Annotated in this window: 13 protein-coding genes and 1 rRNA gene; 7 read left to right on the top strand and 7 right to left on the bottom strand. The window is 30.0% G+C overall.

The genetic code is table 11. From position 1 onward, the window contains the following. Positions 1 to 100, top strand: a 5S ribosomal RNA gene (rrf, locus tag RMO70_RS12490); the annotation flags it as partial. A 687-nt stretch (positions 101 to 787) separates the two neighbouring features. After that, complete coding sequence (pdxH, locus tag RMO70_RS12485; protein WP_310556769.1) at positions 788 to 1,432, top strand: pyridoxamine 5'-phosphate oxidase; 645 nt, start codon at positions 788 to 790, stop codon at positions 1,430 to 1,432. A gap of 232 nt (positions 1,433 to 1,664) precedes the next feature. Here the strand turns inward: pdxH and RMO70_RS12480 are convergent, their stop codons facing one another. Together RMO70_RS12480 and RMO70_RS12475 are read right to left on the bottom strand one after the other, a co-directional pair. Beyond that, positions 1,665 to 2,915 carry a DEAD/DEAH box helicase gene (locus RMO70_RS12480; protein WP_310556768.1) on the bottom strand — a complete coding sequence of 417 codons (1,251 nt, stop codon included), beginning with the start codon at positions 2,913 to 2,915 and terminating at the stop codon, positions 1,665 to 1,667. Between the two features lie 70 nt (positions 2,916 to 2,985). Beyond that, positions 2,986 to 4,020: a formimidoylglutamase gene (locus tag RMO70_RS12475; RefSeq protein WP_310556767.1), complete on the bottom strand. Its 1,035-nt coding sequence runs from the start codon at positions 4,018 to 4,020 to the stop codon at positions 2,986 to 2,988. Between the two features lie 97 nt (positions 4,021 to 4,117). Between RMO70_RS12475 and RMO70_RS12470 the strand changes: the two genes are divergently transcribed. The 3 genes from RMO70_RS12470 to RMO70_RS12460 all read left to right on the top strand — a co-directional run bounded on the left by RMO70_RS12470 (position 4,118) and on the right by RMO70_RS12460 (position 7,164). After that, a complete protein-coding gene (locus RMO70_RS12470; protein WP_310556766.1) occupies positions 4,118 to 4,993 on the top strand; it encodes a hypothetical protein in 876 nt (291 codons plus the stop codon). Positions 4,994 to 5,194: 201 nt separating this feature from the next. Continuing rightward, complete coding sequence (locus tag RMO70_RS12465) at positions 5,195 to 6,067, top strand: hypothetical protein (RefSeq protein WP_310556765.1); 873 nt, start codon at positions 5,195 to 5,197, stop codon at positions 6,065 to 6,067. A 224-nt stretch (positions 6,068 to 6,291) separates the two neighbouring features. Continuing rightward, the gene (locus RMO70_RS12460; RefSeq protein WP_310556764.1) at positions 6,292 to 7,164 is read left to right on the top strand and encodes a hypothetical protein; all 873 of its coding nucleotides are present in this window, start codon (positions 6,292 to 6,294) and stop codon (positions 7,162 to 7,164) included. Positions 7,165 to 7,534: 370 nt separating this feature from the next. Here the strand turns inward: RMO70_RS12460 and RMO70_RS12455 are convergent, their stop codons facing one another. From RMO70_RS12455 to RMO70_RS12440, 4 genes are all read right to left on the bottom strand, one after another. Beyond that, a complete protein-coding gene (locus RMO70_RS12455; protein ID WP_310556763.1) occupies positions 7,535 to 8,269 on the bottom strand; it encodes a response regulator transcription factor in 735 nt (244 codons plus the stop codon). Beyond that, positions 8,266 to 10,290 (bottom strand): sensor histidine kinase, encoded by a 2,025-nt coding sequence (locus RMO70_RS12450; protein ID WP_310556762.1) that lies wholly within the window; start codon positions 10,288 to 10,290, stop codon positions 8,266 to 8,268. Before RMO70_RS12450 ends, RMO70_RS12455 begins: the two co-directional genes overlap by 4 nt. Before the next feature lie 167 nt (positions 10,291 to 10,457). Then, entirely contained in the window at positions 10,458 to 11,093 is a 636-nt protein-coding gene (locus RMO70_RS12445; protein WP_310556761.1) for a hypothetical protein, read from the bottom strand. Between the two features lie 28 nt (positions 11,094 to 11,121). Continuing rightward, positions 11,122 to 11,913: a hypothetical protein gene (locus tag RMO70_RS12440; RefSeq protein WP_310556760.1), complete on the bottom strand. Its 792-nt coding sequence runs from the start codon at positions 11,911 to 11,913 to the stop codon at positions 11,122 to 11,124. An 807-nt stretch (positions 11,914 to 12,720) separates the two neighbouring features. Between RMO70_RS12440 and RMO70_RS12435 the strand changes: the two genes are divergently transcribed. Beyond that, on the top strand, positions 12,721 to 14,328 hold the full coding sequence (locus tag RMO70_RS12435; RefSeq protein ID WP_310556759.1) for a T9SS type A sorting domain-containing protein: 1,608 nt from the start codon (positions 12,721 to 12,723) through the stop codon (positions 14,326 to 14,328). A gap of 111 nt (positions 14,329 to 14,439) precedes the next feature. Here the strand turns inward: RMO70_RS12435 and hutI are convergent, their stop codons facing one another. Further along, positions 14,440 to 15,675 carry an imidazolonepropionase gene (gene hutI / locus RMO70_RS12430; protein ID WP_310556758.1) on the bottom strand — a complete coding sequence of 412 codons (1,236 nt, stop codon included), beginning with the start codon at positions 15,673 to 15,675 and terminating at the stop codon, positions 14,440 to 14,442. Between the two features lie 213 nt (positions 15,676 to 15,888). Between hutI and RMO70_RS12425 the strand changes: the two genes are divergently transcribed. Further along, positions 15,889 to 17,136 (top strand): OmpA family protein, encoded by a 1,248-nt coding sequence (locus tag RMO70_RS12425; RefSeq protein WP_310556757.1) that lies wholly within the window; start codon positions 15,889 to 15,891, stop codon positions 17,134 to 17,136. Positions 17,137 to 17,162: the final 26 nt, after the last annotated feature.

The following is a 17,162-nucleotide window of genomic DNA, read 5'->3' as shown; positions in this document are numbered from 1 at the left end:
ATTGCGGCGGGGCTCACCTCTTCCCATCTCGAACAGAGAAGTTAAGCCCGCCTGCGCAGATGGTACTGCAATTTTGTGGGAGAGTATGTCGTCGCCTTTCTTTTGAAAAACCCTATCCAAACGGATAGGGCTTTTTTGTTTTTATTAGGATCGACGTGTTCGCCTAACAGCTCGGTTTGTTACCTTTGTTTTGAAGTACCCTATTCCTTTATTGGTCTTATGTATAGTTTAAAACTATGCACCTTAGTGCATTTACCTTTCAGGTTCTAAAAATTTAAACACGAATTTCACTAATTTTCACGAATTAATTTGTATGAATTCGTGAAATTTGTGTTAAACCAAATCACACTATGGCAGACTTTCAGTCTGCAAAATCAAATCTATGGACTTTCAGTCTATAGAGTGGTTTAGTTGGATAGGTTTTTTGTTATGTAAAATTAAGGTGTTTTAGGGTTGGCGTTTTCTCTTGAGTAGGATTGTTTCGCCAGTTCGCGTGAGGGATAGAAGCGATAGCCCACAGCCTGAGGAACGAAGTGCGAGGACTAGAAGCGCATAGCCCGACTTGAACGAGGAACGAGTGAGAGGCACGCCAATATTTAAAAAATATAGTTATCAATTCTTTATTTAAATTTTAGGATGATAAATTTTAAGAAGTATTTATATAATATGGAATTTTTAAATTTCGTTTCATATAAATAGATTAAGTGCTTAACTTTGTATCTTAATAAATTTTAAATAATTAGGAAGCTCAATGTTATATAGTATACATAATTTTAAGAACTAAAAAATGGCTGATTTAAGTAATTACAGAAAATCATATGATAGGAGTGAGTTATTAGAAATTTATATTTCTAATAACCCTTATGAATTGTTCGCTACTTGGTTTAAAGAAGCAGAAGCTTCAGAATCTATTGATGAAGTAAATGCAATGACAATTGCAACGATTGGTCTTGATGGTTTTCCAAAATCACGTGTCGTCTTGTTGAAGGAATACAATGAGGAGGGTTTTACTTTTTTTACAAATTATAGTTCCGAGAAGGGCAAGGCAATTGAAAACAATCCAAATGTTTGTTTGTCTTTTTTTTGGAATTCTCTTGAGCGGCAAGTAATTATTAAAGGAAGGGCATCAAAAATTGATTCAGAAATTTCAGACAATTATTTTTCTTCAAGACCTAAAGGAAGTCAACTAGGTGCTATAGTTTCTAACCAAAGTGAGGTTATTGAATCAAGAGACATTTTAGAACAAAAATTGGCTGAATTAGAACTTCAATTAGCTAATTCTGAAATATCAAGACCTGAAAATTGGGGTGGTTATATTGTTGTGCCTCAAGAAATTGAATTTTGGCAAGGTAGACCTAATAGATTACATGATCGAATGCGATACAAATTGAACCTCGAATCAGTTTGGATTCTTCAAAGATTATCGCCTTAATTGTAGGTTATTATTTATAATAAATAAAAATAAATGTGTTTTATCGATTTTATTTTGTGGTTAATCGAATTAGAGTCATATTTACAGTGTTGAAATTATAAAAAGATAAATTCAATAGTATGTTCTAAATAAGAAACGATACGTATTCGTTTATTGAGATAGTTTTTTTAGTTGTTTATTTAATTGTTAAAAAATGCTTTAGTTCCCCAACTAAAGCATTTTTTTTTTTTTTTTAATACCAACGTTTTTTATTCTTCTTAGAATTGTCAGACTTTCTAGATGATTTTTGTCTTTCTCCACCACGATTTGAACTATTTTCTGGTTTTAAAGTTTCGGATGAACTACTTTTCCAAGGAAAAGGATGATTGTCAATGGTTGTAACTTTAGCTTTAGTTAGCTTTATTATATCTTTCCAATACCCTTCCTCATCTTTTCCGCAAAAAGAAATTGCAATACCACCATTTCCTGCACGCCCTGTCCGTCCAATGCGATGCACGTATGTTTCTGGAATATTCGGCAAGTCAAAATTAATCACGAATGGTAATAGTTCAATATCAATTCCTCTCGCAGCTATATCAGTTGCTACAAGTATATCACAAGCTTTATTTTTAAAGTTATCTAATGCTCTTTGTCTTGCATTTTGAGATTTGTCTCCGTGAATAGCTTCGGCATTTAACCCTTGTTTTTTTAACGCTTTTGCTACATTGTCAGCTCCATGTTTTGTTCTCGAAAAAACCAATATATTACTTAAATTTTCTTCTTTAATAATATGATATAATAGTTGTCGTTTATCGGCTTTATCTACATAATACAATCGTTGATCAACGGTGTCGATAGTTGATGATACTGGCGAAACTTGAACTGTTGCTGGATCTGTAAGGAACATTTCTGCGAGTTCTCGAATGGTGATGGGCATTGTTGCAGAAAAAAGTAGGGTTTGGCGATTATTTGGTGTCAATTTGACAATTTTTTTGACATCATTTATAAAGCCCATATCTAGCATTTGATCTGCTTCATCAAGAACCAAATGATGTAAATGATCTAAATTTAAAAAACCTTGTTTGTGCAAATCTAATAATCTTCCTGGTGTTGCAATTAGAATATCAACACCACTTTTTAATTGGTCTACTTGTGGGTTTTGTGAAACCCCTCCAAATATGGTTAGCTGTTTCAAATTGGTATATTTTCCGTAAGTATCAAAACTTTCTCCAATTTGAACGGCTAGTTCTCTGGTGGGTGTTACAACGAGTGTTCGTATTAATTTTTCTTTTTTTGAAGACCCAATAATACGATGCAATTGATGGATAATTGGAATTGCAAATGCTGCAGTTTTTCCTGTGCCTGTTTGCGCACAACCTATTAAATCTTGTCCTGCTAATATAATTGGAATTGCTTGCTCTTGAATTGGAGTTGGGCTAGTGTAACCTTCTTCAAAAACAGCTCTTTGTATACTTTTTGATAATGATAAATCTTCGAATAACATATTTTATAATTTGTACAAAGATAGCTTATTTGTCAATTAAGAAATGGTTTTTCTTGCAAACCTTGTTTGGTTAAACCAAAGAATTTCCTTTTATAAAATCGGTTATTAAATATCCAATAAGTTTCCCAATTAAATGATTGTTTTTTTCTTCACCTAGAGATGGTGCACCCTCACAAATGTGTAAATAGGCTGCGTTTTGATTTTGGCTAAAATAATTAACAAATTGTCTTAATTCTTCAACAGAGAAACCACTTAAAGTCATTGCACTTGATGCAATATTAGGAATAGCATCTAAATCAATTTCAATTCCATAAAATTCATTTTTTATAAATTCTAATGCTTGAAACATTTCTTGATTAAAATTTTTTTGATATCTAATTTTTATTTCATCATAGGTATTGTATCGAACTCGATCTTCAATTTTCTTTAAAGTATCCAAAACACTCTTTGAGGTATAACTCTCATGTAATCCATAAATAAAATAATTTTTGAGAAATCCTTCTTCAAAAGCATACGAAAAACCATTTCCACTATGTCTGCCTTCAAGAATTCTAAAATCAGAATGTGCGTCAAAATTTATAGCGTTTATAGCTTTTCCTTTTGCTAAAGCAGTTCCTTTGATATTTCCGTAAGCATTATTATGTCCTCCTCCAATTATGATGGGAATTTTACCAGCCTTGACTACAGAGAATATTATATGAGAAACTTCCTTATCTATTTGTTCAACAATTTTGAAAAGTGCTTTTCGATCGTCAGTATTGTTTTGGTCAAGAAGTAATGCTTTTTCCATTTCTTGAGAAACATCAACTTGACCTAAAACGAGTATTGTACTTCCTTTGCAAAAGCGATTATGCTGAATGTTTGCTATACTTTCAATAGCACTTTCCCAAGCTGTATTTGCTCCAGATCGACCTAAATTTGCTCGAATACCTATGTCTTCAGGAATGCCTAATACAACATATTTGGCCTCAGAATTTGATATAAAATCAATAACATTTGCATCATTTGGAATGGTTATCATTTTTTCACCAAACTTGACTTCACCGTTCCTAAAATTTGTGATTTTAGCTAAATTTGATTGTTTAAATCGGATTAAATTTTCCATTTTTTAAATTATGATATCCAAAAATAGTATTTTTATATTAACTTGCGGGACTAGTTTCCCAAAACTCTACAAATAAAATTAGTTAAATTTATAATTGATGGAAAAAGAAAATACAAATTCAGGCTTTAAAGCAATAATTGTTGTTATGACATTATTGCTTTTAGGGAGTCTTGGGTATATTTATAATTTAATAAATGATGCACAATATGTCGAGAAAATCTTAATAAGTGAGAAAGATGCTACTCTAAAAGACTTATTTGTTGCAAGAGATTCATTAAATAGTGCCATATATTCCAATACTTCGTTATCAAAAGAACTGGTTGTTGAAAGAAATAGAGTTGAAAAACTAATTCAAGAAGTTAAAAAAGCCAAAAACGATATTTCTGAAATTACTAAATTTAAAGGCGATTCCTATAAATTAAAAAATAATGTTGCTGTTTTGATGAAAGAAGTTGCTATTCTTAAAAAACAGAATCAACTTTTGAAAGTAGAAAGAGATAGTGCTAGCGTAGTTATTGTTAAGTTTAAAACTAAAAATGATACTTTAGTTATGCAAAATAACAATCTTACAAAAAAAATTGAAAAAGCATCAAAACTCTCCCTTCTTAATCTGGAAGCCTTTGCAATAAAACAAAGTAGTTCCGGAAAACAAACCGTTACGGAAAAGGCTAGTCGCGCTGATATATTAAAAGTAAGTTTTATGATAGCCGAAAATACTATTGCAAAATCTGGAGATAAAAATTACTACATTCAGATTATTGACAGTAAAAATAATGTTTTGGGTGACAAAAAAACTGAAATTTTTGGTGGTAAAAACTTGATATATAGTTTTGTTAAAAATATTAAGTATGAAAATAAAACACTTCGAATAAGCCAAGACTTAATGGTAAACGATATTAAGCAAGGCAATTATTATGTAAACATATATGATAAAACGGAATTAGTTTCAAAAACAAGCTTTGTATTGAAATAATTAACTTTTTCATTTATAAAAAAGCACTTCAATTGAGGTGCTTTTTTTTATGACTTCTCATTAAAATTAGTTAAGAGATTATAACTAAATACAGCTAAATTGATGCATTATTACTAAAATATAGTGATTTTTCAGTCAAATTTACATTTATAGTGTATAATTTAGTGATATTAAGATTGTTAAACCATTAATTTATTTACTATGGCAACAAGCAAAAATAACTCAATATTCAAAATCGGAACTCTGTTTTTTGGAATTTCATTAATTGTAACTTTAGGATTTTCACTACTGTATTTTAAAAGTATAAGGCAAAATGAAAACAATCTGAAGACCGAAAAGCAACTTATGATCGATAATCTTGTTAAATCACGAGATTCTTTGAGTAAAGTAATTACTGAAAACTCTTCTATAAAAAGGGAACTGTTGGTAGAACAACAAAGAGTTATGAATCTTATCGAAGAAGTAAGCAATGCAAATCTTGATCTTGAAGAACTGAACAAATTTAAAGTTGAAGTTACAAACTTGAGACGTCAAATAGTTGTTCTTAAAAAAGAAAAATATCAATTAGCTCAAAAATACCAAGCACTAAAAGCGAAACAAGACAGCACTTCCTATGTGCTTGAGAATTCTGTAAAAAAGAATGAAAACTTAGAGGCCAAAAATAATGATATGAATAGAATGATTTTAAAAAGTTCTAAAATATCAATGGTTGGACTCAAAACCGAAACTTTGCGACAAGGTTTGTCAGGTTCATTTGCTACAAATAAAGCGGCTCGCGTTAATGTTCTGAAAATTAGTTTTATGGTATTAGGAAATAAGCTAGCCAAGCCCTGTGACAAAGAATATTATGTTCAAATAATTGATAATAATAATAATGTAATAGGCGAAAGGCGTTCTATAAAATTTGGACCAATGATTTTAGACTACAGTTATTCTTCTACCTTTAAGTATGAAAAAGAAAATTTAGAGGTGACTACTGATGTCGAATTATCGAATGTTGAAAAAGGAACTTATTTTGTAAATATTTTTGACAAGGATAATCTAACGTTAAAAACAAGTTTTGTATTAAAATAATAATACTTTCTTTCTCATTTTTGAATTTATAAGTCTTTTCTATAAGAAAGTTTTTTCTTACATATAACAAAAAATAGTAAGATGATTAACTCATTAAAATTAGTTATTAGTAAGTCACAAATATAATGAAATCAATGCTTTGCGTGAAAAAAAAACGATTTTTCGTTTTTTATTTAGAAACTTAATTATAAGTTTGAAATGTCAAAACAATTAATTTAAAAATTATGAAAAATTTTACTCACATCAAAACATACAAAATATCGAATTTGATACTAGGTATATCTTTAGTAAGTATATTAGGATTATCATTAGTGATTTTTAAAAATATAAAAGATACTGAAAAGAAACTTAAACTTGAAAAACAAGTTTTGATTTTAAGTCTTACAAAATCTAAAGATTCTTTAAGTATAGTTATTAATGAAAATACATCTATTAAAACAGATTTATTAGTAGAGCAACAAAAAATTGTTAATTTGATAAATGAAGTAAATAGTTCTAGTACATCAATAGAACAATTGGCTATCTATAGAAATGAAGTTGTTAAATTAAGAAAACAAGTGTCCGTTCTAAAAAAAGAGAAACTTGAAATTGCAAGTAATTATCATTCATTAAAACGGAAACAGGATAGTACAACTTATGTGCTTGAAAATTCTAAAAAGTCATTTGATGAATTAAAAGCTCAAAATAATGATATGAGCAGAAAAATTATTAAGAGTTCTAAAATATCCTTAGTAAACTTAAAAACGGAAACACTAAAAAACGGACTATCTGGCTCTTTTGCAACCGACAAAGCCAGTAAGGTGAATGCCTTAAAGGTTAGCTTTATGGTGGTTGGAAATAAATTAGCAAAATCGTGCCAAAAGCAATATTACGTTCAAATAATTGATAGTAATAATAATGTAATAGGCGAGAAGCGATCTGTGAAATTTGGTCCAATGATTTTAGACTACAGCTACTCTTCTACATTTGAGTTCGAAAATGAAAATCTGGAAGTATCTTCTGATCTTGAAATTCAAAATCCTGAAAAAGGAATGTATTTTGTTAATATTTTTGATAAAGAAAACCTTGCTTTAAAAACAAGTTTTGTTCTAAGATAATATTGGGTTTGTTTGGTTTGGTAAAAATCTTTTGAGACTAGTTTTTGAAAGATTTTTTTATATTTTATAAAATTAGTATTGCCTAATAAAAAATGGAGACTATCCCATAAAAAAAAATTCCTTTAGCTTCATCCAAGACTATAGAACAAGAAAAATTCTATTGAAAATATTTTTTTATTGGTCTCAAAAATAGGTAAAACTATGCACTTTTAGTGCATTTCCCTTACAGGTTTTAAAAACTTTGCCACGAATTTCACGAATTTTCACGAATTGATTTGTGTAAATCATTGAAATTATTGTTAAATACGCTTTTCACCTAGCATACTTTCAGTCTGCAAAACCAAATCATAGACTTCCTGTCCTTAGTGGTTTATTTCTTTTTTCTGCAATTTTCGGGAGTGTCGTCAATAGCTTTCTTGAAAGCATTGCAAAAATTACTGTAACTTTTAAAACCTAAATCGAATGCAATTTCATTAATAGGAATTGTGGTTTCTTCTATAAGTGATTTTGCTTTACTTATTTTTCTTGACAAAATATATTGGTAAGGTGAAACTTTCAGGTAGTCTTGAAAAAGTCTTGAAAAATGACGTGCTTTCCAATTTGATAGTTTAATCAATTCCTCAATTTCTATTTTTCTGTCCAGATTGTCATTAATATAATTAATAATCGTTCTCATTTTAAAAGGTATGCTATCTGGAGTTTCATTTTCTTCTCGCAAAGGGTCTATTTTGCGATGTTTGTAATTGTTTAACACCACAGAAATAGTTGTAATCAAATCTAAAGGTCTAAAGGGTTTAACAATATAACCAAAAGGGCGTGTTTCGTTTACTCTATCTAGTGTTGTTTTGTCTGAATAGGAAGTAATATAAATATATGGAATGCTATTTTTTTCGAGTAAATAACGGCCTAAATCTACACCATCTTTATTTTTATTTAAGTTAATATCAATAAGGACTAAATCTGGCGAAGCGGTTTCAATAGCACTTATTGCTACTTCTACCGAACTTATGTTCGAAATTACTTCGTAATTTGCCTCTTCCAGTATGGATTGAATATGCATTGCAATGATAACTTCATCTTCGACTATGAGTATTTTACTATTCATGCTTTTAAATTTTGAAATTTGATTTTAAATTGCATTCCGTTCTTATTTTGAATTTCCAATACACCACTAATTTGTTGAACAAGTTGTGCAACGAGGACTAATCCTAGTGATTTTGTTGTTTCTTTATTCTCTGGTATGCCAATACCATTGTCTTTGATAATAAGCTCATAAGCATCACCACTTTCAAACAATTGTAACGTAATAATACCGTTGTTTGTATTTCTAAATGCATGTTTGTAGGCATTACTAACAAGTTCATTAATAATAAGCCCGAGCGGTACAGCGGTTTGAATATCAATATAGAGGCTAGTCACTTCTTGACGCAGTGCTACTAATTGATCTGGTTTATGATAGGTTTGGGCTAGCGATTGAACAAGTGTAGCAATGTATTCTTTAAAATCAACACTACTCAAATCGTTTACTTGATATAAATTTTCATGTATCAGCGACATCGCCATAATTCTGGAATTACTCACCTCTATAAAGTCTTCCATATTATCCTTCTTGCTTTTAGATTGAATATACAACAAGCTCATTACCAGTTGTAAATTATTTTTAACACGATGGTGAATTTCTTTGAGTAGGGTTTCTTTTTCAGCGAGTGATTTTTTTGTAACTAACTTTTCCTTTTCAATAATAAAGTTTTTTTTCTTGATAGTTCTATAATTTTTTATATAAAAAAGCAACGACAATATTGCCATGACTAGCGTAATAGAAATATAAATTAAATAATTATTTTTTTCTGTAATTTCCATTTGCTTTTTTAATTGTGCAATTTGTAAATTTTTTATTCTGTTGTTTTTTTCTGTAAAACCAAGATCTACTTCGAGTTGATGCATTTTGTTTTTACTATTATTGCTGTAATTGATTTCCTTTATTGCTAGTATTTTTTCATTATACTCTAGAGCTAACTTGTAATTCCCTATTCTTTTTTCCACATCAATTTTAGCATTAAACAAATCTATTTTTAAACCAATAGTGACATTTTTGTCTAGTAAATACAGTGCTTTATCTGTAAATAATTTTGCATTTGCAATGTCATCTAAGGCTAAACAAATGTTTGCTTTAAGACAAAAGGTATAAATTTTATCTCTAATTAATAAAGTAGGAAATTTTAAAACCTCATCAATATAATAATTTGCTTTTTTATAGTTGCCAAGCTTATAATGGCTCGATGCAATCATATATTGGGTATCCAGAATATCTAATGTAGCTTTTTGTTTTTCATAATATCGTAAACATTTTATTAGCAAAGGTAACCCTTCTTTAGAACGACTCATTTCAATCAAAATTTCCGCTCTTCTATACATTGCAGAATATTTTGCCTCTGCCGATTTTGCAAATCTCGTAGCCAGCTCATTGTATTCTAAAGCTTTGTCATAGCGCCCTGTTTTTAGATAAATAACCGCAATGCCATGATAAATCAAATACTTGTTTTTTAAAGGTTTTTTGCACGTTAATCCTTTTTTTGCAAAATATATAGCGTGTACATCATCTCTGCTAGATCTATATAATTTAGATAATTCATGGTATAAATTAGATAAATAGTCACTGTCTATTTTTATAGCAAGCGGTAGGGTTTTTTGTAACAGATGTATGCCCTTATCATACTCTCCATTGGCATTTAAATGGTTTCCTATAAGTGAACAGGCATAAATATAATTGTTCCAGTCTTTACTTTTATAAAACTGCTGTTTTCCTTTTTCTGCATAGTTAATAGCCTCTTGTAAATTAGTATAAGCAATCAATTTGCTTTGGTTACAATAATAAAAACCATATCCTTGCGCTGAGTTTGCTTTTTTTGCAATACTAAACAACACCGCATTACTTGTTCTAAAGGCTGCTAAATCATAATCTTTATAAATATCGCAAAGAGCTTTATAATGGTTTATTTTAACTTCATTATTGTCTGTATCGTTTATTATCACATACAAACTATCTACACTTTTTTTGTACTCGTTTTGTGAGAAGATAAAAGTGGTTTTTAAAAACAAACCCAAGACTAACAATGTATACTTCATACCGTCTATTAATATGAGCTAAAGTACAATTTTTTTATTCACATTATTAAAAATGGCACTCGGTTATATCGAGTGCCATAGTAAGCATAATTAATTTATTCTCTTTGTGGGCACGGATTGCAAATCCGCGCTATCAGGAGACTTTGAGGAGTGGATGTAGTAGATTATTAATTTCCAGCACATTTAAAAAGTGAAGAAATATATTCTTTAATAACAAATGCATCATACGTTAAAATACCAGTAGCTAAATATTTACAAGCAACCATTTCTGCTGTTGCTGCTGCTGGAACAAGGGGAGTACCGAATCCATCAGTAGCAGCATCACCAAAAAAATCAGCTAATAATGCAGAAAAAACACATTTCTCAAAATATACTAATATTGGAGGTAAAGCATTAGGTAACATTAAAATTGCAAAAAGTTCAGTCTCTCTTTTAATACAATCCCAATGTTCATTTATAACAGAAGAATTTAAAATACCCTCAATAACTTCCGATTTTTCAGACATTGATAAATTCATATATTCGGGAAACTCTTTATTAATATTAGCTTTTAAAAATATATTCTCTTTTTTGACTTCATCAGTTTTGGATGAAATGTATTTTAAAATATCTTGGTTCTCATCTTGGCTATCTATTTCAATACCTTTCATATAAGATAGAATAATTTTATTTTTAAACAATTGAATAACAGTTGTGTTATTTACCATTTTGTTAACCAATATTTCCATATTTTTATTTGCAAAAGTAGATATATTGATAAATAAAAATAAAGTAAAAAATATAATGATTTTATTTGTTTTCATAATAAGCAGATTTAAATTGTTAAATTAATTATTTATATGATTTTGGGTCAAATGACACTAAATTTGTCAGGTTAGCATAACCATGCGCGGGAGCAGTAAAAATTATACTTTGACCTACGTAATATTTGTATTTATAAAATGTTTTAGTAAGTGTTGAAGTTGAGTTTTCATTAATCATTACTACTCTTATATAACTAAATGGACCAGTAAAAAGGTATGAATAATTTGCGTTTTCAGAAAGTTCAAAAGGATATTGTATATTATTAACTACATCAACTCCGCTTATATAAACATTTCTATTAGTCAAATCATCATCAGATGTAGCTACAAATTGGTTAAAAAACTTTGTATTATCTAGTCTGTATGAACTAACAATTAAGTTTTTATCTTCAAAACCTGATAAAATATCTGATGGTAATCCTGTTGTTGGTAAAAATGTAGAGGCCATTACTTGTGGAGTATTTATTTTTGCAATTTCAGCTTTATCATTTTTGTCATTCTCTAACAAAGCATTTTTAAGTTCAACGTTAGACTTCATATACTTGTCAAGTTCAATCTTGTTTGTTGAAATTACAACCTTGTTATGAGGATAATCATAATGAACATTCCAAGCATCTTTTGCAGCTTCAGCAATTACCTTTCTGTCATAGGTTAATTCTCCATCAACAACATAATTGTTTATTCCATCTTCAAAAACAAAAGCGTCTGTTTCAGCAATTGCCACTTTATCTGCGGCTTCTATAACACTGTCTTTAGAACACGATACTAGTGTCGTGAGTACTAGCGACAACACAACATATTTTAATTTAAAAATTTTCATATTATTAGATTTAATTTTTTTCCTACTCTTTTATAGCTTTTCGGGTTACGCTGTGGGCTTCTCGTTTGCTAGTTTTTAGGTTTTAAAAACTAGCGGTGGGTTGGGGAATTTTTTGTTTTGTCATTATGAGTTTTTATGGTTAGAAATTGTTTTTAAACTTTTCTATAAAAAGGTTAGTATTGATACTATTGCTAAAACAAAATAAGTGGCTACAATACATACTAAAATGTAATAAAGCAGTTTGTGGGTAGTTTGTGTTTGCATAACTTGTAAGCTTATCTGGTTGTTATTGTTAAGCCAAAATTAAAACAGTAAAACAAAGTGTGTCTATCTAAAACGGTCATCGTATATTGATTCCTGCCATTATTTTTTAAGATATATTTAACACCTTTTGTTTACTGGGGTTTTGGGAAAGTTTTTTTTTTCGGTTATAGCAATAAGGTATTTACTCTTGCTATAATTTTAAATTTTTTTATAGTGGTTATACTCTTTAATTGTTGAATTTACAGGAATAAAACAAGCACAATGTTTGTCAATTCGACGAAGGAGTAACGACAATAGCATCAATAAATATTCTCAATATGTTATTTTATAAAAATAATGGCAAGAATCAATATATTATAGCTGTTTTAGATAGGTGTATTTCATTTTGGCTTCTTATATTTGTTTCAAAAACGTAATAATATCATTGCTTGTATAAGCTAAAACTCAATAAAAAAAGGCACAAAATCAAAAATTAGTAAACAAAGAAGCACAAAATATAATTGAATTTTTTTAATATATAATTCTTAATAAAAAAAGCAACAAATGAAAAGACTGAAATTTACACTACTATTTTGCATTTTTATTTATAATATTGGTAACGCTCAAACATGGGAAAATTTAACATTCAATGATGATGTTTCAGGGTTAAACAGTAATCCCGTTCGAGGTCTTATTCCAGGCTATGATGGCACTCGAAATTTTCCGTATAGTATGGAGTTTTTTTACTTGCCGTTGCGCAATACGATGAACAATATCAATAGTTTTAACTGGACAGCGTTTGAAGCCAAGCTAGAAGAAGTGGCAAATAGAGGCAATACAGCAGTAGTTCGGTTTTATGTAGATTATCCAGGAAGAAACATAGCGACGCCACAATTTTTAATTGATGCTGGCATCACGATGAATGATTATACTATTTATGGTAACGATCCTAATGAGAGTAAATCACCTGACTATAATGACCCACGAACTATGAATGCTTTGGTTAATTTTATAGAAAATTTTGGAGCAACTTATAATGGCGATCCTAGAATAAGCATTGTACAAGGCGGATTGGTTGGCTTTTGGGGCGAATGGCACAATTATCCACTATCCAATGAATTGGGAATGAATGATGCCAACAAGAAAATAATTTTCGAAAATTTTATTAGCGCATTCCCAACTACAAAGGTCAATATTAGAACTCCTCAAACGGCTGTTCCCACCAGTTCAGAACTCCAAGTAGGCTACCACGATGATTCTTTTATGCAATCGACTTTAGGTCCTGAAGGGTGGCATTTTTGGCCACAAGTAATCAGTGCTGGTGTGAGTACAGTATGGCAAAATCACCCCATAGGTGGCGAGATTTTTCCAGATTTGCAAAACGCAATTTGGCAAGCGATACCCAATCCTTCGGGTCAAGATTTTCAAACCTGTGTCAATACCACGCATGCTACTTATATGCTCAATCATAGTGTTTTTGACGATCCCATAGGTTCTACAACGTACACTAATGCATTGATACAAAACAAACGTTTTGGTTATACATTTCATGTGAATGGTATCAAACTAAATGCGTACCAAAATGGAGAAATTAATATTGATGTTAGGCTTGAAAACAGAGGTGTGGCACCTTTTTACTACAATTGGGCTGTAGAATTGGGCTTGGTAAAAGACAATGTATTGACTAGTTTAGGTACGACCAACTGGAATATTCCTGCCATACAACCCAACGCAACTGTTGTCAAAAATTTTACGGTGAGCCAAACCCTGCAAACAGGAACTTATACTATTGTGATGCGATTTGTGAATCCGTTAACCGCACTGAAACCCAACGCAAAACAATTGAGTTTTGCCAATTCAGAACAAAATGCGCACAAAAACGGTTGGGTGTCCTTAAAAACCTTTCAATTCAATGCTTTGGGTGTTGATGATTTTGAAAATAAAACGGGAGTGACTTTATATCCTAATCCAACCAATAATTCTTTTACTATTAAAAGTGATAAAAACATCGAGCTTGTTAAAATATATGATATAACGGGTAAATTATTAAAAACTATTTTGCCTCAAAATAAAATAACTCAAATTGATAGTAGTGATTTATCTAAAGGAGAATATTTAATTGAAATTAAATCAGATAACATAGTTAAGACAGAAAAATTAATTAAAAATTAATAGTTAAACAGCTTGGGTTTATTATAAACTTTCCGCATGCTTTAAACCTATGTTATTAATGCGTCTAGCAAGGATAAGTAGGTATTAAAACCAGTTTTATACTCAATTTAATTATGTTATTTGACCATTAATAATTACAGAATCAATCAAATTACTGCCAAAGGAATAGGGTAATTCATAATAGGAGTTTAGGGGTTTGGTAAGTATTAAATTAGCCACTTTACCAACGGTTATACTTCCGTGAGTTTTAGACAATCCCATTGCAAACGCACCATTTATAGTTGCAGCGTTTATGGCCTCTTCGGGCGTCATTTTCATTTTGATACAAGCAAGTGAAACTACAAAATTCATATTTCCAGATGGGGTAGTGCCAGGATTGTAATCTGTAGCGATTGCTAATGGTAATCCTGAATCAATAATTTTTCTGGCGGGTGTATACGGAATTCCAATGAAAAAGGAACAACTCGGTAATGCAACGGGCATAGTTTCAGAATTTTTTAAAGCTGTAATATCATCATCAGTAACAATTTCAAGATGATCTACAGATAAGGCATTCATTCTCACACAAGATGAAATGCCATTAATTGCGGTAAACTGATTTACGTGTACTTTTGGAATTAACCCTATTTTTTTTGCTTCTATTATAATTTTCTCAGATTCCTCAATCGAGAAATAACCAGTTTCCAAAAATACATCAACAAAATCTGCAAGTTCCTCTGTAACTATAGTAGGTAGCATTTTGTTTATAATTAAATCAATATAGCCAGAATGATTATTTTTGAATTCCGTAGGAAAACTATGCGCACCAAGAAAAGTAGATTTAATTGTAATAGCGTTATTTTCCTTAAGTTTCTTGATAACACGTAGCATTTTTAGTTCCCCATCAACGGTGAGGCCATATCCTGATTTTATTTCGATAGCACCTGTTCCAGTAGCGATTACTTCGTCCAAACGTTTTTTTGATTCTAGATATAAATTATCTTCAGTAGTTTCGTTTAGCTTTTTGGCTGAATTTAGAATGCCTCCACCACGATTTGCAATTTGTTCATAAGTCAAACCGTTGATTCGATCAACAAACTCTTTTTCCCGATTTCCTGCATATACTATGTGTGTATGACTGTCGCACCAAGTAGGTAATACGGTTTTTCCTTTAGCATCAATTTCAACATCATGTATTGTTTTTGGACAATCACTCATACTGCCAAATGCTGCAATCAAATTGTTTTCAATAACTAAAAAGGCATTTTCAATTTTAGGTAAGATGCTCATTTCTTTTCCCGAAACCTTTACAGTTTCATAATCTCTAATTTGAAGTAATTCCTTGATATTCGTAATTAATGTTCTCATAATTCAAAAGTAACTTTTTTGGCTATTAGCACATAAAAATGCACCAAAAAATAACAGAAATGAGCTTAATTTTATTAAGTTTGTGTTATTGAGGTGCAATTATGATTTTAAATCTTACAAAATATAATTTTATTTTTAAATTTTAGGTTGTAAAATAAATTTTTAAGAAAAACGTGTCTCAAGATTATTTAATTTTATAAAAAATAAAACAAAATGCCATCAGTTTTAATAAAATCTATACAAGCATATATTAATCACGAAGTAACTGCTTCTTCAAGTAAAATTCTAGATGAATTTGAGAGTTCGGTCATAAAAGCCATAGATTTTTCAATTCTATGTGTGGTAAACGCTATTATTGATAAATCCAGCAATGATTTGATAATTAATAGCATCTACATTTTAGTTGATAAAATTTCGAATTCCTCGGAGGGAATATTATTTAATCCTTCAAATTCATTAGTAGAAAGTAATGAATCAACAAATCTAGGTATCAATTTATTAGATCTTCTTTTTGATAAAAACTCAAATATAATTTCAAATGAAATTTCTAGTACAGCCTTTATAAAACGGCAATCAACAAATAAAATATTAATAATGACTTCATTAGTAGTATTATCTTATTTTTCAAAAAAAGAAATATCTAAAAAAGACATTCAAAAATACAAAGTCGATAACGAAAACACAATTATTGAAGAAATTAAGAACGAAGAAACCACTTTTGCTCCAGTTCAAGAATTAGATTCGATAGTTTTACCAATTGAAATAGAGTCTAAAGTTGAAACTACTAATAAAGTTAAAAGTGCCATAAACTCGGATTCTTTTTTTAACAAAAACAAAACACTATTCATTATAGTAAGTATTGTTTTAGTATTTGGATTACTATTCAAATATGTTACATCAACAAAAGATTCAGGAACGAATAGTAGTATTGATAAACCAATTGTAGTAGATAGCGAAACCCAATCGCAGGTAATCACAGGTCAAGATGCTACAAAATTAGGTGATTTTCTAGATTTTACATTGCCAAGTGATGCTATATTACACATACCCGAAAAAGGATTTGAAAAAAAGATGTTGGATTTAATTTTAGACAATTCAAATTCATTGGATGGTTCAAGCTGGTGGTTGATTTTTGATGGTGTTTATTTTGACAATCGTGAAACAGATTTTAAAATTGATTCAGAAAATCAAATTAAAAATTTAGCGGGTATACTCAATTCGTTTCCTAAAGTTAAAATTAAAATTAGTAGCTATACGGATAATCTTGGAAAACCAGAAAGTAATCTAGTCCTTTCCGAAGCTAGAGCACAATCCGTTAGAAGTGCATTAATAAAATTGGGCGTTCAAGCCAATAGAATGACAGCAGAAGGATTTGGAAATCAATTTTCAATTGCTTCCAATGATACAGAAGAAGGGCGTGCCGAAAATAGAAGGGTAGCTCTTAAAATTATTGAAAAATAAACGAATATCTAAAATAAAGATACAGT

Origin of the sequence: Flavobacterium sp. (assembly GCF_031422135.1) — a bacterium.
GTDB lineage: Bacteria > Bacteroidota > Bacteroidia > Flavobacteriales > Flavobacteriaceae > Flavobacterium.
The sequence above is the reverse complement of the archived record's forward strand: the minus strand, read 5'-3'. Positions and strand labels throughout refer to the sequence as shown.

Coding starts and splice junctions, on each gene's coding strand:
- RMO70_RS12480 (WP_310556768.1), bottom strand. CDS start 2,915: ATGTTATTCGAAGATTTATCATTATCAAAAAGTATACAAAGAGCTGTT.
- RMO70_RS12460 (WP_310556764.1), top strand. CDS start 6,292: ATGAAAAATTTTACTCACATCAAAACATACAAAATATCGAATTTGATA.
- RMO70_RS12440 (WP_310556760.1), bottom strand. CDS start 11,913: ATGAAAATTTTTAAATTAAAATATGTTGTGTTGTCGCTAGTACTCACG.
- RMO70_RS12455 (WP_310556763.1), bottom strand. CDS start 8,269: ATGAATAGTAAAATACTCATAGTCGAAGATGAAGTTATCATTGCAATG.
- pdxH (WP_310556769.1), top strand. CDS start 788: ATGGCTGATTTAAGTAATTACAGAAAATCATATGATAGGAGTGAGTTA.
- RMO70_RS12435 (WP_310556759.1), top strand. CDS start 12,721: ATGAAAAGACTGAAATTTACACTACTATTTTGCATTTTTATTTATAAT.
- RMO70_RS12425 (WP_310556757.1), top strand. CDS start 15,889: ATGCCATCAGTTTTAATAAAATCTATACAAGCATATATTAATCACGAA.
- RMO70_RS12465 (WP_310556765.1), top strand. CDS start 5,195: ATGGCAACAAGCAAAAATAACTCAATATTCAAAATCGGAACTCTGTTT.
- RMO70_RS12470 (WP_310556766.1), top strand. CDS start 4,118: ATGGAAAAAGAAAATACAAATTCAGGCTTTAAAGCAATAATTGTTGTT.
- RMO70_RS12475 (WP_310556767.1), bottom strand. CDS start 4,020: ATGGAAAATTTAATCCGATTTAAACAATCAAATTTAGCTAAAATCACA.
- RMO70_RS12450 (WP_310556762.1), bottom strand. CDS start 10,290: ATGAAGTATACATTGTTAGTCTTGGGTTTGTTTTTAAAAACCACTTTT.
- hutI (WP_310556758.1), bottom strand. CDS start 15,675: ATGAGAACATTAATTACGAATATCAAGGAATTACTTCAAATTAGAGAT.
- RMO70_RS12445 (WP_310556761.1), bottom strand. CDS start 11,093: ATGAAAACAAATAAAATCATTATATTTTTTACTTTATTTTTATTTATC.